This is a genomic window from Streptomyces sp. NBC_01520, assembly GCF_045040375.1.
Taxonomy (GTDB): domain Bacteria; phylum Actinomycetota; class Actinomycetes; order Streptomycetales; family Streptomycetaceae; genus Streptomyces.
In genome coordinates this window covers 1,900,145-1,919,370 of record NZ_CP109404.1, presented here as the reverse complement: position 1 = coordinate 1,919,370, position 19,226 = coordinate 1,900,145, and the positions used below count along the sequence as shown (strand labels likewise).

The window sequence follows — 19,226 nt, the reverse complement described above, 5'->3', positions numbered from 1 at the left end:
TCTACCCGTCGGTAGCATCCTTTTCATGGCAGAGACGGCAGAGCCCCAGACCCAGCAGACGGACGACAGCAGGCACGCGGCCCGCGCGGAGCGCAGGGCCACGAAGCTCGCCAAGCAGATCGGCGCCTTCAGCAAGGCGCACGGCGGAGCCGAGGGGCAGCTCGCCTACATCGGCGAGATGGGCACCCGCATCGTGCTCGTGGGTGAGGACGGCGGCTGGGGCGACCTGGTCGCCCCCTCGTACGCCGTCGCCGAGAGCGCCGCGCGGAAGGCCGGCCTCACCCTGCACGAGACCTTCGACGGGGAGTTCGCGGCCAAGGTCCGCACCGGCCCGTACGAGTGGTCCCGGATGGCCGGCATCCAGGTCGGCGGCCCGTCGAACGGCTGAGCCCGCACACCGCAACGGCCTCCGCCGTCGTACCCGGGACGGATACGACGGCGGAGGCCGTTCGCGTGGATCAGGCCTTCGTGCGGATCAGACCGCGGGTGCGTGCTCCGGCTGCTGTCCGGCCGCCGGGGCGGGAACGGTGGCCCCCGCCACCGGGCGCTCGCGCAGCGACAGCAGCAACCGCAGCACGGCGATCCACATCAGGCCCGAGCCGAGCATGTGGAGGCCGACGAGGATCTCGGGGACGTCGCTGAAGAACTGCACGTACCCGATGACGCCCTGCGCCAGCAGGACGACCAGCAGGTCGCGTGCACGGGCGCGGGTGTCGGCCGGCGCGTCCACGACCCGCAGGGCCAGCCACATCGCGACCGCCAGGGCGCAGACCACCCAGGCGGCGACCGCGTGCACATGGGCGGCCGCCGTCCAGTCCCACGGCATGCGCGGCACGTCGCTGCTGTCCCCGGCGTGCTTGCCGGAACCCGTCACCGTGGTGCCGAGGGTGATCAGGACCACCGAGGCCGCGACGATCGCCCAGGACAGGCCGCGTACCGGCTTCGGGGCCCGGGGGCGCCGCGGACCGTCGCCCTCGCCGATCCGCACCCACGTGATGACGGCCACCGTGAGCAGGCAGTTGGCGAGCAGGAAGTGTCCCGCCACAGACCACGGGTTGAGGCCCGCCCAGACGGTGATCCCGCCGATGACGGCGTTCCCCATCACGAGCCAGAACTGGGACCAGGCGAGCCGGGTCAGGCCGCGCCGGCGGGGCTTCAGGGAGCGCGCCGCGATGATCGCCCAGCCGACCGCGGCCGACAGGACGTACGTGAGCATCCGGTTGCCGAACTCGATCGCCCCGTGGAGGCCCTGCTCGGGGGTGGCGAAGAGGCTCTCGTCCGTGCACTTGGGCCAGGTGTCGCAGCCCAGACCGGAACCGGTCAGCCGGACGGCCCCGCCCGTGACGATGATGAACACGGTCATCACGACCGCCGAGAGCGCGGCGCGCCTCGCGGTCTTCACGGACGGCGTCCAGCGCTTGGCGATGTAGGAGAGGGGTGTTTCCACGCGCCCCATCGTAGGCAACGGCTTGTGCACGTTTTCACGAGGGGTGGGGGTCATTCCCGGATGGCTCCGGACATCAGCGGTATGTCACCGCATGCTCACTCCCAGCGGAAGAACTTCGCCGCCGCGCCAAGCCCCAGCACCGCCCACACCGCGAGGATGGCGAGATTCCCCCACGGCATCCCGGCACCGTGCTGCAGGACGTCCCGCAGCCCGTCCGAGAGGGCCGAGATCGGCAGCAGCCCCAGCACCGACTGCGCGGCGCCGGGGAACCTGTCCAGCGGCACGATGACCCCGCCGCCGACCAGCAACAGCAGGAAGACCAGATTGGCCGCGGCGAGCGTCGCCTCGGCCTTCAGGGTCCCCGCCATCAGCAGCCCGAGGCCTGAGAAGGCCACCGTGCCCAGCACCAGGAGCAGCAGCACCGCGAACGGGTCGCCCTGCGGCGACCAGCCCAGCGCGAAGGCGATCACCGTGAGCAGGACGACCTGCAGCACCTCGGTGACCAGCACCGCGAGGGTCTTCGCCGCCATCAGCGCCCAGCGCGGCAGCGGCGAGGCTCCCAGCCGCTTGAGCACCCCGTAGCGCCGCTCGAAGCCCGTCGCGATGGCCTGGCCGGTGAAGGCCGTCGACATCACCGCGAGGGCGAGGACGCCCGGCGCCAGGAAGTCGACCGGCTCGCCCGTGCCGGTGTCGATGATGTCGACCGCGCTGAACAGCACCAGCAGCAGCGTCGGGATGACGACCGTCAGCAGCAGCTGCTCGCCGTTGCGCAGCAGCATCCGGGTCTCCAGCGCGGCCTGCGCGGCGATCATGCGGGGCAGCGGGGCGGCGCCGGGGCGCGGGGTGTACGTACCGGCGCTCATGCGCGCAGCTCCTTGCCGGTCAGTTCGAGAAAGACATCCTCCAGGGTGTGCCGCTCCACCGCTATGCCGTCCGGCATCACCCCGTGCTGGGCGCACCAGGAGGTGACGGTGGCCAGCAGTTCCGGGTCGATGCGCCCGGTGATGCGGTACGCCCCCGTGGTGAGCTCGGCCGCCTCGCTGCCCTCGGGCAGCGCCTTGAGGAGCGAGGCGAGGTCCAGCCCGGGACGGCCGGTGAAGCGCAGGGTGTTCTCGGCGCCGCCACGGCGCAGCTGCTCGGGGCTGCCCTGGGCGATGACGCGGCCCGCGTCGATGACGGCGATGTCATCGGCGAGTTCCTCGGCCTCGTCCATGAAGTGGGTGGTGAGGACGACCGACACGCCGTCGGTGCGCAGCTCCCGGATCAGATCCCAGGTGGAGCGGCGGGCCTGCGGGTCGAGACCCGCGGTCGGTTCGTCCAGGAAGACCAGCTCGGGCCGGCCGACGACGGCCATCGCCAGGGCGAGGCGCTGCTGCTGGCCACCGGAGAGCCGGCGGTAGCTGGTTCGGCCGCAGCTGCCGAGTCCCAGACGTTCGATGAGCATGCCGACGTCCAGCGGGTGGGCGTGCAGCTTCGCCATGTGCTTGAGCATCTCGTCGGCGCGCGCACCGGAGTAGACGCCGCCGGACTGCAGCATCACGCCGATGCGGGGACGGAGTTCGGCCGATTCGGCGACCGGGTCGAGGCCGAGGACCCGCACGGTCCCGTCGTCCGGCCTGCGGTAGCCCTCGCAGATCTCGACGGTGGTGGTCTTGCCGGCGCCGTTGGGGCCGAGGACGGCGGTCACCGCGCCGGCCCGGACCTCCAGGTCGAGGCCGTCCACCGCGGTCTTGGTGCCGTAGCGCTTTACCAGGGCCTTGACCTGTACGACGGGCTCGCTGCTCATGGCCGGTAAGTCTAGGCATTGACCGAAGGACCCGGGGGCCTGGGTCCCGTGGGGGCGCGATTCGGCCAATGTGGGGCCGGGCCGGGGCCGGGAGTCCCCTCCGGGAGCCGTGCGTACTGCCCCGGGTGATACCTCGGCACACCTCAAAGCTCGGCCAATGACGCCCCAGGTGCCCCGCTGCCCCCTTCCGTATCATGCGTCACTCCCTCATGCTCCTTCCTGAGCTCATGCGGTTGCTGCGCCCCCCACGCGTACACGGGCAGCGGCAGTTGTGAGTGGCACCCGCGCCTGTTCCTTCATCCCCTACGCGGCGGGCGCTCCCCGCCTGTTCCTGAAGGAGAGCTCGTGACCAGACGTTCCATGCGTCTCAGACGGCGGTCCGCCGCCGCACTCCTCACCGCGGCAGCGACCGCGATACCGCTCCTGATCAGCGCATCCCCGGCCCAGGCCAGGGAGGCCGAGCCGGCGCCGCAGTCCGCTTACCAGGCCAAGTCCGAGGGCAGACTGCTCAAGCAGTTCGCCGTGCAGGACGAGGTGACCTTCTGGGTCGGCCTGAAGGCGGAAGCGGATGTCACGTCCGCCCACAGGGCGAAGGGCAAGACGGCCAAGGCCCGCGCCGTTCTCGAAACGAAGACCGCGTTCGCCAAGAAGTCCCAGGCCGGGGTCATCGGACTGGCCAAGGACGCCGGAGCGCGGTACAGGTCGTTCTGGATCGCCAACACCGTGCAGATCACCGGCGACAAGGCACTCGCCGAGAAGATCGCGGCCCGTTCCGACGTGGCCACCATCGAGGCCGACGACCCGGTCACGATTCCCGACCCGCTGCCCGGCACCGGCGAGCCCGAGGTCGACGCCGTCGAGTGGAACATCGACCGGATCAACGCGCCCAAGGTGTGGAGCGGCTTCGGCGTCAAGGGCGAGGGCATCGTCGTCGCCAACATCGACTCCGGCGTCCAGTTCGACCACCCGGCGCTCCAGGCCGCCTACCGCGGCACCAAGGCCGACGGCACGTACAGCCACGACTACAACTGGTTCGACCCGGCCTCGGTCTGCGCCACGGCCGCACCGTGCGACAACAACGGCCACGGCACGCACACCATGGGCACCATGGTGGGCGCCGACGGCATCGGCGTCGCGCCGGGCGCCAAGTGGATCGCCGCGAAGGGCTGCGCGACCAGCTCCTGCGCACGGGACACCCTGCTCGCCTCCGGCCAGTGGGTCGTCGCCCCCACCGACTCCGCAGGCGCCAACCCGCGCCCGGAGCTGGCACCCGACGTGGTGAACAACTCCTGGGGCGCCAACGTCTACGACGCCTGGTACCGGGACACCGTCCAGTCCTGGAGGGACGCCGGCATCTTCCCGGCCTTCTCCAACGGCAACAACGGCCCCAGCTGCACCACCTCGGGCAGCCCCGGCTCGTACACCAACTCCTACTCCTCGGGCGCGTTCGACATCAACAACGCCATCGCCTCCTTCTCCGCCCGCGGAACCGGCGAGAACGGCGAGATCAAGCCCGACCTCGCCGCACCGGGAGTCAACGTCCGCTCCTCCTGGGCGGGCGGCGGGTACAACACGATCTCCGGTACGTCGATGGCCTCGCCGCACACCGCGGCGACCGTCGCCCTGATGTGGGCGGCCTCGCCCGCCATCGCCGGTGACGTCGCGGCCACCGAGGCGCTGCTCGACTCCACGGCCATCGACACCGCCGCCGACCAGTGCGGTGGCACGGCCGCCCGCAACAACGTCTTCGGCGAGGGCCGGCTCGACGCCTTCGAGGCCGTGAACGCCACCCCGCGCGGAGCACTCGGAGCCGTCAGCGGCAGCGTCACCTCCGGCGGAGCCGCTGTCGCCGATGCCGTCGTCACCTTCGAGGGGCCGATGCGCGCGACCGCGACGACCGCGGCGGACGGCGCCTACGCCCTGCCCAAGCTGATGGTCGGCGACTACGAGGTCTCCGTCACCAAGTTCGGGTACGTCCCGGCGAAGGATGCGGTGACCGTCGTCGAGAACGGTGCGGCGGTCAAGGACTTCCCGCTGGCCCCGGCACCCTCGGCCACACTGTCGGGCAAGGTCACCAGCTCCGCGGGCGCCGAGGCGGGCGCCGTCGTCGCGGCCCAGGGAACCCCGGTCACCACGACGGCCGGGGCCGACGGCTCGTACAGCCTCACGCTCCCGCAGGGCTCGTACACCCTGGCTGTCACGCCGGTGGGCGCCTGCGCCTCCGCGACCTCACTCAAGGTCGACATCGCCGCCGACCTCACCCAGGACATCACCCTGGACGACCGGACCGACACCTTCGGCTACTCCTGCAGTACCGAGAGCGCCGCCGAATTCCCGGCAGGCACCGAGAAGCTGACCTACACCTCCACCACCTCGGGCGCGGCCTCCTTCAGCCTGCCGTTCACCTTCGCGCTGTACGGCAAGGGCTACACGACGGCGACCGCGACACTCGAGGGTGTGCTGGCGTTCGGTACGTCGTCCACCAGCAGCACCAACGCCACGCTGCCCACCGCCGGGACCCCCAACGGGGCGCTCTACCCGCTCTGGGACAACATGACGGTCGACGCTTCGGGAGGCGTGTACTGGGCGGTCACCGGCACCGCGCCGCACCGCAAGGCCGTCGTCGAGTGGCGGGACGCCCTGGTCGTGACCGGCAGCACACGCGCCACGTTCTCCGCCGTGATCGGTGAGGACGGCTCGGTCTCGTACCACTACAAGACCGTGCCGGGCAACGGCGCCACCGCGACGGTGGGCCTGGAGAACGCCACGGGAACGGACGCGCTCCTCTACTCCTTCAACGCCCCGGTCATCACGGACGGAACCACCCTGTCCTTCGGTGCCAAGGCCCGCGGTGTCGTGGCCGGCAAGGTCGTCGACGCCAACGACAAGGAGCCGCTGGCCGGTGCCACCGTCACCGTCGGCGGGGAGAGCGTGACCACGGCTGCCAACGGCACGTACGCGCTTCAGCCGACTGCGGGGGAGTACACCGTGGAGGTCTCCGCCGACCGCTACGCGTCGGCCTCCGCACCGGTCGACGCGAAGGCGGGCGACGTCGCGTACACCACGACGGCACTGGGCACACCGCTGGTGCAGTCCTCGCTCGATGCCGTGAAGCTGGTCGTTCCGGCCGGCCAGTCCCGTACCCGGGCGCTGGACCTGGCGAACGCAGGTACGGAGTCGGCCTACGCCGTGACCGAGAAGCAGGAGGTGGGCTGGCTCGGGCTGTCCTCCGCCGAGGGCACGCTCGCCCAGGGTGCGAAGGCGTCCGTTCCGCTCGCCTTCGACACGACCGGCGCCACGCCCGGCACGGTCCTCACCGCGACCCTGGTGCTCACCAGCGGCAGCGGCCGTGCGCCGGTGATCGAGATCCCGGTGAGCGTCGTCGTCCCGGCGTACCAGACGGCGCTGGACACCGGCGCCAGGAACTCGGCCGTCGACGCGCTCGGTGACACCTGGACGGTCGACCCGGCCTACACCGCGGGCGCCTACGGGTATCTCGGGAGCACCTCGCGGGTCACCACGTCGAGGACCGTCTCGGCGACCGACGACCCGGCACGCTACGCGACGGCGCGGCAGGGCATGTACGAGTACCGCTTCGACGGGCTGCCCCCGGGCACGTACCGGATCGAGCTGGGCTTCGCCGAGCTCGCCTCCAACGATCCGACCGACCGGGTCTTCGACGTGATGGCCGAGGGGGCGCAGGTCGTGCCCAACCTCGACCTGGCGCTGGAGGCCGGGCGGTACACCGCGCACGACCGTGCGTTCACCGTCACGGTCACCGACGGCCAGCTGAACCTCCGGTTCGTGGCCAATGAGGGCAGGACGCTGGTCAACTCGATCAGAGTGACCGAGCGGTCCGACCTCGCGGCGGGCTGACAGGCCCGCAGTCACTCGACCGGCCCCCGGCGGATCTCCTTCCGCCGGGGGCCGGTCCCGCGTTTTCGCAGGCCCGGCCGCTGCCCGTGGTCCGGACCTCCCACCTGCGAAGCCCTGCTGGAGATCATCATTTCCGCAGGTCAACTTAGGTTCGCCTAAGTGATGAAGCGCACCGCGCCCGGTCCGGGGGTGGGTTGTCAGGCCCGGATGAATTACGCAACAATGGCGTTGTGAAATACGTTGGCGAGGCTCCGCAGGAGGAACTCGCGACCGGTGAGCGTTCGACACGCAACCGGGTCGCGCGCTCCATCCTGGACCACGGCCCGTCCACCGCCGCCGACCTGGCGAAGCGCGTCGGCCTCACCCAGGCCGCCGTGCGCCGTCACCTCGACGCCCTCGTCTCCGACGACGTCGTCGAGGCCCGCGAACAGCGGGTGTACGGGGCGCGGACCCGTGGCCGCCCGGCCAAGGTGTTCGCCCTGACCGACTGCGGCAGGGACGCCTTCGACCAGTCCTACGACAAGCTCGCCGCCGACGCCCTCCAGTGGATCGCCGAATCGGGCGGGGACGAGGCGCTCGTCGCCTTCGCCCGCTCCCGGATGGCCGCACAGTGGGAGACGTACCGGGCCGCGGTCGACGCCGCGGAGCCCGAGGCGCGCGCCGAGGCCTTGGCCAAGGCCTTGTCGGCCGACGGGTACGCTGCTACGGCGCGCAGCGCGCCGGCCCCTCAGCAGGGCGAGCAGCTGTGCCAGCACCACTGCCCGGTCGCGCATGTCGCCGAGCAGTTCCCGCAGCTGTGCGAGGCGGAGACGGAGTTCTTCTCCAGCCTGCTCGGGACCCATGTGCAGCGTCTTGCCACCCTCGCCCACGGCGACGGCGTGTGCACGACGTTCGTCCCGCGCAGCAGCCCCGCAGCACCACAGACCACCACATCAGCATCTGCAAGTACGGCCGGGAGGAACCCCGCATGACGCTCCCTACGGAGACTGCCCACCCTGAGCTCGATGGCCTGGGCACGTACGAATTCGGCTGGGCCGACTCCGACGCGGCAGGCGCGGCGGCGAAGCGCGGCCTGTCCGAAGCTGTCGTCCGCGACATCTCGGAGAAGAAGAACGAGCCGGAGTGGATGCTGAATCTCCGGCTCAAGGGCCTGAAGCTGTTCGGCAAGAAGCCCATGCCGAACTGGGGCTCGGACCTGTCGGGCATCGACTTCGACAACATCAAGTACTTCGTGCGGTCCACGGAGAAGCAGGCGGAGTCCTGGGAGGACCTGCCCGAGGACATCAAGAACACGTACGACAAGCTCGGCATCCCCGAGGCGGAGAAGCAGCGCCTCGTCGCCGGTGTCGCCGCGCAGTACGAGTCCGAGGTCGTCTACCACCAGATCAACGAGGAGCTGGAGGCGCAGGGTGTCATCTTCATGGACACCGACACCGCGCTGAAGGAGCACCCGGAGCTCTTCAAGGAGTACTTCGGCACCATCATCCCCGTCGGTGACAACAAGTTCGCCTCGCTGAACTCGGCCGTGTGGTCCGGCGGCTCCTTCATCTACGTGCCGAAGGGTGTGCACGTGGAGATCCCGCTCCAGGCCTACTTCCGTATCAACACGGAGAACATGGGCCAGTTCGAGCGGACGCTGATCATCGTCGACGAGGACGCCTACGTCCACTACGTCGAGGGCTGCACCGCCCCGATCTACTCCTCGGACTCCCTGCACTCCGCCGTCGTCGAGATCATCGTGAAGAAGGGCGGCCGCTGCCGCTACACGACGATCCAGAACTGGTCGAACAACGTCTACAACCTCGTCACCAAGCGCGCCGTGGCGTACGAGGGCGCGACCATGGAGTGGGTCGACGGCAACATCGGCTCCAAGGTCACCATGAAGTACCCCGCCGTGTACCTGATGGGCGAGCACGCCAAGGGCGAGACCCTGTCCATCGCCTTCGCGGGCGAGGGCCAGCACCAGGACGCCGGCGCCAAGATGGTGCACATGGCACCGAACACCTCCTCCAACATCGTCTCCAAGTCGGTGGCACGGGGCGGCGGCCGTACCTCCTACCGCGGTCTGATCGAGATCGGCGAGGGTGCCCCGGGCGCCAAGTCGAACGTGCTGTGCGACGCGCTGCTCGTCGACACCATCTCGCGCTCCGACACCTACCCGTACGTCGACGTCCGCGAGGACGACGTGTCGATGGGTCACGAGGCGACCGTCTCGAAGGTCTCCGAGGACCAGCTCTTCTACCTGATGAGCCGCGGCATGACCGAGTTCGAGGCCATGGCGATGATCGTGCGCGGATTCGTCGAGCCGATCGCCAAGGAGCTGCCCATGGAGTACGCCCTGGAGCTCAACCGGCTGATCGAGCTGCAGATGGAGGGCTCGGTCGGCTAGCACGTACGCCGACCGCGTCCCGAAGAGTTCTTGACTGAGAAAGCGAGCACTACGACAGCCATGGCTGAGGCTCAGAACATTCCGGCGGGCTCCACCACCGCCGGGTCCATCGCGGTGGCGGCCGAGTCCACCGTCGCCACGCGCATGAGCGCGCCCCCGTCCTTCGACGTCGCGGACTTCCCGGTCCCGCACGGCCGCGAGGAGGAGTGGCGGTTCACCCCGCTGGAGCGGCTGCGCGGACTGCACGACGGCACCGCCGTCGCGACCGGCGGCGGGGTCAAGGTCGTGATCGAGGCGCCCGCGGGCGTCACGGTCGAGACCGTCGGCCGTGACGACGCGCGGCTCGGCAGGGCCGGCACCCCGGTGGACCGTGTCGCCGCCCAGGCGTACTCGTCCTTCGAGCAGGCCTCGGTCGTCACGGTCGCCAAGGAGGCCGTGCTCACCGAGCCCGTCCGGATCGCGGTGCACGGCGAGGGCGGGGTGGCCTACGGCCACCAGGTCATCGAGCTGGGTGCCTTCGCCGAGGCAGTCGTCGTCATCGACCACACCGGTGACGCGGTGCTCGCCGCCAACGTCGACTACGTCCTGGGTGACGGTGCGAAGCTCACCGTCGTCTCCGTCCAGGACTGGGACGAGAAGGCCGTCCACGTCGGTCAGCACAACGCGCTGATCGGCCGGGACGCCTCCTTCAAGTCCATCGTCGTCACCTTCGGCGGCGACGTCGTACGTCTCCACCCGCGGGTCGCCTACGCGGCCACCGGCGGTGAGGCGGAGCTCTTCGGTCTGTACTTCACCGACAAGGGCCAGCACCAGGAGCACCGCCTCCTGGTCGACCACAACGCCCCGCACTGCAAGTCCAACGTGGCCTACAAGGGCGCGCTGCAGGGCGACGGTGCACACGCCGTCTGGATCGGTGACGTCCTGATCCAGGCAGCCGCCGAGGGCACCGACACCTACGAGATGAACCGCAACCTGGTTCTCACCGACGGTGCCCGGGTCGACTCCGTACCGAACCTGGAGATCGAGACCGGCGAGATCGTCGGCGCAGGCCACGCCTCGGCGACCGGCCGTTTCGACGACGAGCAGCTGTTCTACCTGCAGTCCCGCGGTATCCCGGCCGAGGAGGCCCGCCGGCTCGTCGTGCGCGGCTTCTTCGCCGAGCTGGTCCAGCAGATCGGACTGCCGGACGTCGAAGCCCGTCTCCTCGACAAGATCGAGACCGAGCTGAAGGCGTCGGTCTGATGGCCTTCGTCAAAGCCTGTGCGCTGAGCGAGCTGGAGGACGACACCCCGAAGCGGGTGGAGCTCGACGGCACGCCGGTATCCGTCGTCCGCACCGAGGGCGAGGTGTTCGCGATCAACGACATCTGCTCGCACGCGAACGTCTCGCTGTCGGAGGGCGAGGTGGAGGACTGCTCGATCGAGTGCTGGCTGCACGGATCGAGCTTCGACCTCCGCACCGGCAAGCCGTCCGGTCTTCCCGCGACGCGCCCCGTCCCCGTTTACCCCGTAAAGATCGAAGGGGACGATGTGCTCGTCTCCGTCACCCAGGAGTCCTGAGTCACCCATGGCAACGCTTGAAATCCGCGACCTGCACGTCTCCGTCGAGGCCGACAACGCCACGAAGGAGATCCTCAAGGGCGTCGACCTGACCGTGAAGCAGGGCGAGACCCACGCCATCATGGGCCCGAACGGGTCCGGCAAGTCCACCCTCGCGTACTCGCTCGCGGGTCACCCCAAGTACACGATCACGAGTGGCACGGTGACCCTGGACGGCGAGGACGTCCTGGAGATGTCCGTCGACGAGCGCGCCCGCGCGGGCCTGTTCCTCGCCATGCAGTACCCGGTCGAGATCCCCGGTGTCTCGGTCTCCAACTTCCTGCGTACCTCCGCCACCGCCGTCCGCGGCGAGGCGCCCAAGCTGCGTACGTGGGTGAAGGAGGTCAAGGAGACGATGGCCGGGCTCCAGATGGACCCCGCCTTCGCCGAGCGCAACGTCAACGAGGGCTTCTCCGGCGGTGAGAAGAAGCGCCACGAGATCCTCCAGCTGGAGCTCCTCAAGCCGAAGATCGCGATCCTCGACGAGACCGACTCCGGCCTGGACGTCGACGCGCTGAAGACCGTCTCCGAGGGCGTCAACCGGGTGCGCGAGACCGGCGAGGTCGGCACCCTGCTGATCACGCACTACACACGCATCCTCAAGTACATCAAGCCCGACTACGTGCATGTCTTCGCCAACGGCCGGATCGCCGCCTCCGGTGGCGCCGAGCTGGCGGACACGCTGGAGAACGAGGGCTACGAGGCCTACACGAAGGGTGGCGCTTCCGCGTGACTGACGCCCGACAGGGGCTCTCCGGCCTCCTCGACACCGAGGCGATCCGCAAGGACTTCCCGATCCTGGACCGCACGGTCCACGACGGCAAGAAGATCGTTTACCTGGACAGCGCGGCGACCTCGCAGAAGCCGCGCCAGGTCCTCGACGCGCTCAACCAGTACTACGAGCGGCACAACGCCAACGTCCACCGCGGTGTGTACACGATCGCCGAGGAGGCCACCGCGCTGTACGAAGGCGCTCGCGACAAGGTCGCGGCCTTCATCAACGCACCCAGCCGCAACGAGGTGATCTTCACCAAGAACGCCTCGGAGTCGCTGAACCTCGTCGCCAACATGCTCGGCTGGGCCGACGAGCCCTACCGGGTCGACAGCGACACCGAGATCGTCACCACGGAGATGGAGCACCACTCCAACATCGTGCCGTGGCAGCTGCTCTCGCAGCGCACGGGCGCGAAGCTGAAGTGGTTCGGCATCACGGACGACGGCCGGCTGGACCTGTCGAACATCGACGAGATCATCACGGAGAAGACGAAGATCGTCTCCTTCACGCTGGTCTCCAACATCATGGGCACGATCAACCCGGTCGAGAAGATCATCCGCCGCGCCCAGCAGGTCGGCGCGCTGGTCTGCATCGACGCCTCGCAGGCCGCCCCGCACATGGTGCTCGACGTGCAGGCGCTGCAGGCCGACTTCGTGGCCTTCACCGGCCACAAGATGGTCGGCCCGACCGGCATCGGCGTGCTCTGGGGACGGCAGGAGCTCCTGGAGGACCTGCCGCCGTTCCTCGGCGGCGGCGAGATGATCGAGACCGTGTCGATGCACTCGTCGACGTACGCCCCCGCGCCGCACAAGTTCGAGGCCGGTACGCCCCCGATCGCGCAGGCCGTCGGCCTCGGCGCGGCCGTGGACTACCTCTCGGCCATCGGCATGGAGAACATCCACCGCCATGAGCAGGCGATCACGGAGTACGCGGTGAAGCGGCTCCTGGAGGTCCCCGACCTCAGGATCATCGGTCCTGCGACGGCCGAGGACCGGGGCGCGACGATCTCGTTCACGCTCGGCGACATCCACCCGCACGACGTGGGCCAGGTACTCGACGAGCAGGGCATCGCGGTCCGGGTCGGACACCACTGCGCACGCCCGGTGTGCCTGAGGTACGGAATTCCTGCGACGACGCGAGCGTCGTTCTATCTGTACTCCACGCCCGCCGAGGTCGACGCCCTGGTGGACGGCCTGGAGCACGTGCGGAACTTTTTCGGTTAAGGGCGAGGGTTGACTGGTGAAGCTTGACTCCATGTACCAGGAAGTGATCCTGGACCACTACAAGCACCCCCACGGGCGTGGCCTGCGGGACGGCGACGCCGAGGTGCACCACGTCAACCCGACGTGCGGCGACGAGATCACGCTCCGCGTGAAGTACGACGGCGAGACCATCGCCGACGTCAGTTACGAGGGCCAGGGCTGCTCCATCAGCCAGGCCAGTGCCTCCGTGCTCAACGAGCTGCTGGTCGGCAAGCAGCTCGGCGAGGCGCAGAAGATCCAGGAGACCTTCCTGGAACTGATGCAGTCCAAGGGTCAGCTGGAGCCGGACGACACGATGGAGGAGGTGCTGGAGGACGCGGTCGCGTTCGCCGGCGTCTCCAAGTACCCGGCCCGGGTCAAGTGCGCGCTGCTCAGCTGGATGGCGTGGAAGGACGCGACGGCGCAGGCGCTGTCCGAAGGGAAGACGGCATGAGCGACAACGAGACTCTCACCATCAAGCCGGCCTCCGAGGAGGAGGTCCGCGAGGCGCTGTACGACGTGGTCGACCCCGAGCTGGGCATCGACGTCGTCAACCTGGGCCTGATCTACGGCATCCACGTCGACGACGCCAACATCGCCACGCTCGACATGACCCTGACGTCCGCGGCCTGTCCGCTGACCGATGTCATCGAGGACCAGGCGAAGTCCGCGACGGACGGTATCGTCAACGAGCTGCGGATCAACTGGGTCTGGATGCCGCCGTGGGGCCCGGACAAGATCACCGACGACGGCCGCGAGCAGCTTCGCGCGCTGGGTTTCAACGTCTGATTCCAGCTGTCGTTACGTCTCGGTACGACGAACGGCCATGCACGCCAGGCAGACTGGCGGGCATGGCCGTTCGCTTTTACCACCTCGCCGTCGATGCCCACGATCTGCCGCTGCTCGCGCGCTTCTGGTGCCGCGTGCTGGACTGGCAGGTGCTGTTCGAGGACGAGCACGAGGTCGTCATCGGCGCCGACGAGTTCGCGATGCCGGGCATGTGCTTCCTGCCCGTACCGGAGCGCAAGACCGTCAAGAACCGGCTGCACATCGACCTGACCCCCGACGACCAGGCCGCCGAGGTCGAGCGGATCATCGCGCTCGGTGCCCGGCGGGTGGACGTGGGGCAGGGCGAGGAGGTGACCTGGGTGGTGCTGGCCGACCCCGAGGGAAACGAGTTCTGCGTGCTGCGCCCGAAGAAGTCCCTCGTGGACTGAGCGTCCTCCGCTACCGCGGCGGTCCGGAGGGGACCGCCCGTCCGCCACGTCCACGGGCCGTCCGCCGTGGCCGGGCCCGGATCTCGGTGGCGCAGGTCAGTGTGACGGCGGCGCTCGCCGCGACGGCCAGGCCCGCGACCACCGTGTCCGGGCCGAAGGACTCCTGGAGCGACGCGTCCAGGAAGGCCACCGCGACAGCGATCTCGCCGAGTGCCAGGACACCCAGCCACACCGACCGGGCGGCGGGTGGTGTGCGGGTCCGGGCCTTCTCCCAGCCGAGCAGCACCGCCCCGCCCGCCCCCAGGAGCAGCATCGCGAGGAGCGCTCCCGTGAACAGGGCGTCGTCCGTGGCGGACGGCGCCGTGTGGTCGATCTCGCCGGTGTCGGGGCCCGACAGGGCGAACAGCAGTCCGAACAGGGCGACGTAGGCGAGCTGCGCAGCCAGCAGCACGGGGACGACCCGGCGGTCGAAGACGCGTTTCACCGTCGGTTCCCGGCCGCCCGCTTCCCGTTCCCCTCCGGCTGCCGCGTCGGGTGCGGTCACCGGTGCGCTCCGCCCTCCGGCGGGCCTCATTCCTGCTGCGGTACGGCGGCGGCCTCGGCCAGGACCGGGCCCAGGTCCTCCGTCCGTATCCGGCGGTCGACGTACAGCAGGCCGGTGGCCAGCTGCGGGAACGTCGTCGAGATGATCTGGCTGACCATCTGTCCCAGCATCGTCGCGACGAAGTAGCCGCTCATCGCCACCACGATCGCCGTGGGACTCGGGTCGCTGCCCAGCGACGAGGTGCCGACCATGGTGGGGAACATGCCGAGGACGGAGAACGGCAGCTGGATGACGTAGCCGGCCGACGCGGCCATCACGTAGACGAGCAGCGTGATGCCGAAGATCCGCCACCAGTCGCCGCGCACCAGCTGGGACGAGCGGCGCAGCGCGGCCACGGGTCCCTGGCCCTCGAAGACCACGACCGCGGGTGCCAGGCAGAATTTGACCCAGAGCCAGACGGCCACCGGGCCGGTCAGCAGGGCGCCCAGGACGCCGACCGTCATGGCCGCGCCGCCGCCGCCCGCACTGCTGTCCAGGGTGATCGCGGCGATGACCACCCCGACGAAGGCGACCATGACGAGCACCATCGGCACGACCGCGATCAGTGCCGTGAGGATCAGCGTGCCGATCACCCGGCCGACATGGGACCAGGCCCGTCGCCACACCGTGGAGAAGGTGACGGCCCGGCCCAGCACCGCCTCCTGCAGCACCGCGGGTACCGCCGCGTACATCAGCCCGGAGACGATGGTCATCGAGATGATCGCGAGCAGTGCGAGGACGGACACCGCGGTCACGAGCGGGACGACGTCCGTCGAGGCGGCCTCCTCCTCGTAACGGAGCGAGATCACCCGGTCCAGGTGGTCGCCGACCGCGGAGTAGGCGACGGCGACCGCCGCGGCCATGAGCAGCGCGGCACCGCCGTACAGGGCGGCTCCCATGCCGAACAGCTGCTTCCAGTACTTGCCCATCGTCGAGAAGGCGCCGTTGAGCACGTCCCCGAGCTTCAGGGGCGCGAGCGGTATCACCCCTGGCTTCGGCGGCGGCACCCAGCCGCCCCATCCCGGCGGCCCGGGAGGCCCTCCGTACGGAACTCCGCCGTACGGTGCGCCTCCGTACGCGCCGCCGCCCCACCCTGCGTCCTGCGCCACTGCTACTCCGTCATGTTGTTGTGCGTTCATCATCCGGTGTGACCGGTCGGGACACCGTAGCGCCCCCTGGTGGCGGCGGACCGGGGCGGGCGCACCTGGCGTTGTGTACGGTTGTACGCAACGGTGGGTACACTTCCGCGGATGGGATACGGACTGCTTGCCGCGGCCATAGCGGCGGAGGTGGCCGGGACGACGGCCATGAAGTACAGCGAGGGCTTCACCCGGTTGTGGCCGTCCCTCGGCACGGTGGTGGGCTATGTGCTGGCGTTCGTGCTGCTCGCCCGGACGCTCAAGACGCTCTCCGTCGGCACCGCCTATGCCATCTGGGCGGGCGCGGGCACCGCGGCCGTCGCCGCCATCGGGATCATCTGGATGGGGGAGTCCGCCGGCCCGGCCAAACTGGCCGGTGTCGCGCTGATCATCGCGGGGGTCGTGGTGCTCAATCTCGGCGGAGCCCACTGATGGTGCGCCGGTACGACCCCGATCGCCGCGAGCGGATCCTCCAGGCGGCCATCCGCGTCGCCGGGGACCGGGGCATCGCCGGACTCAGTCACCGTGTGGTGGCCGCGGAGGCCGACGTGCCGCTCGGCTCGACGACGTATCACTTCGCCTCGCTCGACGAACTGCTCGTCGCCGCCCTGCGCCGGTGCAACGACGACTTCGCGCGGACCATGCGGGAGGGCGGATACCTCGCCGACCCGGCGGCCGGTCTCGCCGACGAGCTGACCAGGCTGATGGGGGACTGGTTCGCGGGCGCGCGGGGGCCGATCGAGCTGGAGTGCGAGCTGTATCTGGCCGCGCTCCGGCGCCCCGCCCTGCGGGCCGTCGCCGCGGAGTGGACCGACTTCCTGGGCGAGCTGATCGCCCGCCGCACCGACCCGGCGACCGCGCGGGCCCTCGTCGCCCTGTTCGACGGCATCAGCCTCCAGGTGCTGCTCACGGGGGGCGACTTCGACGCGGCGTACACCCGGGAGATGCTGGGCCGCATCGCGGACGGCGGCAGCCCTCGGTGACCTGCGGCCACCGGGACGTCCCGGCGGCTGCTCCCGCTCGGTGGCCTGCGGCCACCGGGACGTCCCGGCGGCTGCTCCCGCTCGGTGGCCTGCGGAGACCGTGGCGGCCGGGCGGCCGCGTGAACCCGCCGGGCCGCCATGGGAGACGGGGCGCCCGGGGCCGGAGGCGCGGTGCCCGGACACCGAGACCGGTTCGCCCGCGCGGTGCCCGGACGGTTAGGTTCTGTGCATGACCGACACGACTTCCCAGGGCTCCGCCCGCACCACCGGCGCCGTCGCCGCCGGCCTCGCCACCATCGCCGGTGACGGCACCGTCCTCGACACCTGGTTCCCCGCTCCCGAGCTCGTCGCCGACCCCGGACCGGCCGGGACGCAGCGCCTCGGCGCCGACGAGGCGGTGAACCGCCTCGGTGAGGGCGCGGCCAGGGCCATCGGCGTGGACGCCCGCCGCGGGGTGGAGGTCGTCGCCGTCGCCACGGTCATCTCCTCGCTCGACGACAAGCCCCTCGACGCGCACGACACCTACCTGCGGCTGCACCTGCTCTCGCACCGGCTCGTCCAGCCCCACGGGCAGAACCTCGACGGCATCTTCGGCTTCCTCGCCAACGTCGCCTGGACCTCGCTCGGACCGGTGGCCGTCGACGACCTGGAGAAGGTCCGTCTCAACGCGCGCGCCGAGGGTCTGCACCTTCAGGTCACCTCGGTGGACAAGTTCCCCCGGATGACGGACTACGTCGCACCCAAGGGCGTACGGATCGCCGACGCCGACCGCGTACGGCTCGGGGCGCACCTGGCCTCCGGTACGACCGTGATGCACGAGGGCTTCGTCAACTTCAACGCGGGCACGCTCGGCACCTCCATGGTCGAGGGCCGCATCTCCGCGGGTGTCGTCGTCGGTGACGGCTCCGACATCGGCGGCGGCGCGTCCACCATGGGCACCCTGTCCGGCGGCGGCAAGGAGCGCATCGTCATCGGGCAGCGCTGCCTGGTCGGCGCCGAGGCCGGTGTCGGGATCGCGCTCGGCGACGAGTGCGTCGTCGAGGCCGGGCTGTACGTCACGGCCGGCACGCGCGTCACGCTGCCGGACGGACAGGTCGTCAAGGCCCGGGAGCTGTCCGGCGCCTCGAACATCCTCTTCCGCCGCAACTCGGTCTCCGGTGCCGTCGAGGCCCGCCCGAACAATGCGGTGTGGGGCGGGCTCAACGACGTACTGCACAGCCACAACTAGTCCGTAGCGGCGAGGAGTTCCTCGTACGCCCTGCGCAGCCCGTCGGTCGCCTCGCGGCCGGCGGGCTGCAGCGGTTCGCGGACCGGGCCCGCGTCCAGCAGCGCCTTCGCCGTGACCGTGCCGGGCAGACCGGAGGACATCATCGCCTCGACCAGGTGCACGACGAGCCCGTTCAGGCGGGCCGCCTCCGCCGTGTCACCGGCGTCGAACGCGTCCAGGACGGCCCGCATCCGGCGCGGGACCACATTCGCGACCGTGCTGACGTAGCCGGCGCCGCCGACCGCGTACAGCGGAAGGTTCAGCTCCTCGCAGCCCGAGTAGAAGGCGAGCGAGGTCCGAGCCAGCACCTTCGTCGCCCCGAGCAGGTCGTACGAGCAGTCCTTGACCGCCACGATGTGCGGATGCTCCGCCAGTCGCAGGAGGGTGCCTGTCTCGATCCGGGTGCCGGTGCGGCCCGGGATGTCGTACAGCATGAGGGGGATGCCGGTGGCGTCCGCGACCCGGACGAAGTGTGCCTCCACGGCCGCCTGCGGGGGCCGGCTGTAGTACGGCGTCACCACCAGCAGCCCGTCGGCCCCCGCCGCCTCGGCCTCCTGGGCCAGCCGGACGGTGTGCCGGGTGTCGGCGCTGCCCACTCCCGCGAGGAGCGGGACGCCGTCGCCGACCGCCTCGCGGACCGCCCGCAGCAGTGCGGTCTTCTCCTCGTCGGTGGTGGTCGGGGACTCGCCCGTGGTGCCGCTCAGCACGAGCCCGTCGCAGCCGTCCGCGACCAGGCCGGCGGCGTGCGCGCGGGCGGTGTCCAGGTCCAGGTCACCGGCGTGGGTGAACGGTGTGATCATGGCGCAGAGGGCGCGGCCGAAGGGCCTGGCCGGGGTGACTGTCATGTCCGTAGTGTCGGCTCGGCGATCCTTTCAGGTCCACTTAGATCTACTTCGGGTGAAGGTGAAGGGGTGCTGAACAGTGG

Annotated in this window: 20 protein-coding genes; 14 read left to right on the top strand and 6 right to left on the bottom strand. The window is 70.2% G+C overall.

What is annotated here, in order from left to right; genetic code table 11:
• The first annotated feature begins 25 nt into the window (after positions 1 to 25).
• Positions 26 to 388, top strand: a complete 363-nt coding sequence (locus OG524_RS08755) for a hypothetical protein (RefSeq protein ID WP_405391511.1) — start codon at positions 26 to 28, stop codon at positions 386 to 388.
• 87 nt (positions 389 to 475) lie between these two features.
• Here OG524_RS08755 and OG524_RS08750 read toward each other — a convergent pair whose 3' ends face one another.
• The 3 genes from OG524_RS08750 to OG524_RS08740 all read right to left on the bottom strand — a co-directional run bounded on the left by OG524_RS08750 (position 476) and on the right by OG524_RS08740 (position 3,233).
• Complete coding sequence (locus OG524_RS08750) at positions 476 to 1,456, bottom strand: COX15/CtaA family protein (protein ID WP_405391512.1); 981 nt, start codon at positions 1,454 to 1,456, stop codon at positions 476 to 478.
• A gap of 86 nt (positions 1,457 to 1,542) precedes the next feature.
• Positions 1,543 to 2,310 carry an ABC transporter permease gene (locus OG524_RS08745; RefSeq protein WP_405391513.1) on the bottom strand — a complete coding sequence of 256 codons (768 nt, stop codon included), beginning with the start codon at positions 2,308 to 2,310 and terminating at the stop codon, positions 1,543 to 1,545.
• Positions 2,307 to 3,233: an ABC transporter ATP-binding protein gene (locus OG524_RS08740; RefSeq protein ID WP_405809717.1), complete on the bottom strand. Its 927-nt coding sequence runs from the start codon at positions 3,231 to 3,233 to the stop codon at positions 2,307 to 2,309. The genes OG524_RS08745 and OG524_RS08740 overlap by 4 nt, the downstream gene beginning before the upstream one ends.
• A gap of 345 nt (positions 3,234 to 3,578) precedes the next feature.
• Here OG524_RS08740 and OG524_RS08735 point away from each other — a divergent pair, with 345 nt between their 5' ends.
• The 10 genes from OG524_RS08735 (at position 3,579) to OG524_RS08690 (ending at position 14,329) form a co-directional block, all read left to right on the top strand.
• Positions 3,579 to 7,109: a S8 family serine peptidase gene (locus OG524_RS08735; RefSeq protein WP_405809716.1), complete on the top strand. Its 3,531-nt coding sequence runs from the start codon at positions 3,579 to 3,581 to the stop codon at positions 7,107 to 7,109.
• A 230-nt stretch (positions 7,110 to 7,339) separates the two neighbouring features.
• Entirely contained in the window at positions 7,340 to 8,080 is a 741-nt protein-coding gene (locus OG524_RS08730) for a helix-turn-helix transcriptional regulator (protein WP_405391516.1), read from the top strand.
• Complete coding sequence (sufB, locus tag OG524_RS08725; RefSeq protein WP_405391517.1) at positions 8,077 to 9,498, top strand: Fe-S cluster assembly protein SufB; 1,422 nt, start codon at positions 8,077 to 8,079, stop codon at positions 9,496 to 9,498. Before OG524_RS08730 ends, sufB begins: the two co-directional genes overlap by 4 nt.
• 60 nt (positions 9,499 to 9,558) lie before the next feature.
• Entirely contained in the window at positions 9,559 to 10,740 is a 1,182-nt protein-coding gene (gene sufD / locus OG524_RS08720; protein ID WP_405391518.1) for a Fe-S cluster assembly protein SufD, read from the top strand.
• Complete coding sequence (locus tag OG524_RS08715) at positions 10,740 to 11,057, top strand: bifunctional 3-phenylpropionate/cinnamic acid dioxygenase ferredoxin subunit (protein ID WP_018555702.1); 318 nt, start codon at positions 10,740 to 10,742, stop codon at positions 11,055 to 11,057. Before sufD ends, OG524_RS08715 begins: the two co-directional genes overlap by 1 nt.
• A gap of 7 nt (positions 11,058 to 11,064) precedes the next feature.
• Complete coding sequence (gene sufC / locus OG524_RS08710; RefSeq protein ID WP_205019479.1) at positions 11,065 to 11,829, top strand: Fe-S cluster assembly ATPase SufC; 765 nt, start codon at positions 11,065 to 11,067, stop codon at positions 11,827 to 11,829.
• Positions 11,826 to 13,094 carry a cysteine desulfurase gene (locus OG524_RS08705; protein WP_405391519.1) on the top strand — a complete coding sequence of 423 codons (1,269 nt, stop codon included), beginning with the start codon at positions 11,826 to 11,828 and terminating at the stop codon, positions 13,092 to 13,094. The genes sufC and OG524_RS08705 overlap by 4 nt, the downstream gene beginning before the upstream one ends.
• Before the next feature lie 16 nt (positions 13,095 to 13,110).
• Positions 13,111 to 13,566 carry a Fe-S cluster assembly sulfur transfer protein SufU gene (gene sufU, locus OG524_RS08700; protein WP_042836603.1) on the top strand — a complete coding sequence of 152 codons (456 nt, stop codon included), beginning with the start codon at positions 13,111 to 13,113 and terminating at the stop codon, positions 13,564 to 13,566.
• Entirely contained in the window at positions 13,563 to 13,901 is a 339-nt protein-coding gene (locus OG524_RS08695; RefSeq protein ID WP_405391520.1) for a metal-sulfur cluster assembly factor, read from the top strand. Before sufU ends, OG524_RS08695 begins: the two co-directional genes overlap by 4 nt.
• 62 nt (positions 13,902 to 13,963) lie before the next feature.
• Positions 13,964 to 14,329, top strand: a complete 366-nt coding sequence (locus OG524_RS08690; RefSeq protein WP_405809712.1) for a VOC family protein — start codon at positions 13,964 to 13,966, stop codon at positions 14,327 to 14,329.
• Between the two features lie 10 nt (positions 14,330 to 14,339).
• On the opposite strand, the gene OG524_RS08685 is transcribed toward OG524_RS08690, so the two are convergent.
• Together OG524_RS08685 and OG524_RS08680 are read right to left on the bottom strand one after the other, a co-directional pair.
• Entirely contained in the window at positions 14,340 to 14,873 is a 534-nt protein-coding gene (locus OG524_RS08685) for a hypothetical protein (RefSeq protein WP_405809711.1), read from the bottom strand.
• 26 nt (positions 14,874 to 14,899) lie between these two features.
• Positions 14,900 to 16,021: a hypothetical protein gene (locus OG524_RS08680; protein ID WP_405391523.1), complete on the bottom strand. Its 1,122-nt coding sequence runs from the start codon at positions 16,019 to 16,021 to the stop codon at positions 14,900 to 14,902.
• A gap of 141 nt (positions 16,022 to 16,162) precedes the next feature.
• Here OG524_RS08680 and OG524_RS08675 point away from each other — a divergent pair, with 141 nt between their 5' ends.
• From OG524_RS08675 to dapD, 3 genes are all read left to right on the top strand, one after another.
• On the top strand, positions 16,163 to 16,483 hold the full coding sequence (locus tag OG524_RS08675) for a DMT family transporter (protein ID WP_405391524.1): 321 nt from the start codon (positions 16,163 to 16,165) through the stop codon (positions 16,481 to 16,483).
• Entirely contained in the window at positions 16,483 to 17,034 is a 552-nt protein-coding gene (locus OG524_RS08670; protein WP_405809708.1) for a TetR/AcrR family transcriptional regulator, read from the top strand. The genes OG524_RS08675 and OG524_RS08670 overlap by 1 nt, the downstream gene beginning before the upstream one ends.
• 229 nt (positions 17,035 to 17,263) lie before the next feature.
• Positions 17,264 to 18,262: a 2,3,4,5-tetrahydropyridine-2,6-dicarboxylate N-succinyltransferase gene (dapD, locus tag OG524_RS08665; protein ID WP_384499138.1), complete on the top strand. Its 999-nt coding sequence runs from the start codon at positions 17,264 to 17,266 to the stop codon at positions 18,260 to 18,262.
• Here the strand turns inward: dapD and dapA are convergent.
• On the bottom strand, positions 18,259 to 19,146 hold the full coding sequence (gene dapA, locus OG524_RS08660) for a 4-hydroxy-tetrahydrodipicolinate synthase (protein ID WP_405809706.1): 888 nt from the start codon (positions 19,144 to 19,146) through the stop codon (positions 18,259 to 18,261). The two genes, dapD and dapA, sit on opposite strands and share 4 nt — an antisense overlap.
• Positions 19,147 to 19,226: the final 80 nt, after the last annotated feature.

Coding starts and splice junctions, on each gene's coding strand:
- OG524_RS08755 (WP_405391511.1), top strand. CDS start 26: ATGGCAGAGACGGCAGAGCCCCAGACCCAGCAGACGGACGACAGCAGG.
- OG524_RS08750 (WP_405391512.1), bottom strand. CDS start 1,456: ATGGGGCGCGTGGAAACACCCCTCTCCTACATCGCCAAGCGCTGGACG.
- OG524_RS08745 (WP_405391513.1), bottom strand. CDS start 2,310: ATGAGCGCCGGTACGTACACCCCGCGCCCCGGCGCCGCCCCGCTGCCC.
- OG524_RS08740 (WP_405809717.1), bottom strand. CDS start 3,233: ATGAGCAGCGAGCCCGTCGTACAGGTCAAGGCCCTGGTAAAGCGCTAC.
- sufB (WP_405391517.1), top strand. CDS start 8,077: ATGACGCTCCCTACGGAGACTGCCCACCCTGAGCTCGATGGCCTGGGC.
- sufD (WP_405391518.1), top strand. CDS start 9,559: ATGGCTGAGGCTCAGAACATTCCGGCGGGCTCCACCACCGCCGGGTCC.
- OG524_RS08715 (WP_018555702.1), top strand. CDS start 10,740: ATGGCCTTCGTCAAAGCCTGTGCGCTGAGCGAGCTGGAGGACGACACC.
- sufC (WP_205019479.1), top strand. CDS start 11,065: ATGGCAACGCTTGAAATCCGCGACCTGCACGTCTCCGTCGAGGCCGAC.
- OG524_RS08695 (WP_405391520.1), top strand. CDS start 13,563: ATGAGCGACAACGAGACTCTCACCATCAAGCCGGCCTCCGAGGAGGAG.
- OG524_RS08690 (WP_405809712.1), top strand. CDS start 13,964: ATGGCCGTTCGCTTTTACCACCTCGCCGTCGATGCCCACGATCTGCCG.
- OG524_RS08675 (WP_405391524.1), top strand. CDS start 16,163: ATGGGATACGGACTGCTTGCCGCGGCCATAGCGGCGGAGGTGGCCGGG.
- OG524_RS08670 (WP_405809708.1), top strand. CDS start 16,483: ATGGTGCGCCGGTACGACCCCGATCGCCGCGAGCGGATCCTCCAGGCG.
- dapD (WP_384499138.1), top strand. CDS start 17,264: ATGACCGACACGACTTCCCAGGGCTCCGCCCGCACCACCGGCGCCGTC.
- dapA (WP_405809706.1), bottom strand. CDS start 19,146: ATGACAGTCACCCCGGCCAGGCCCTTCGGCCGCGCCCTCTGCGCCATG.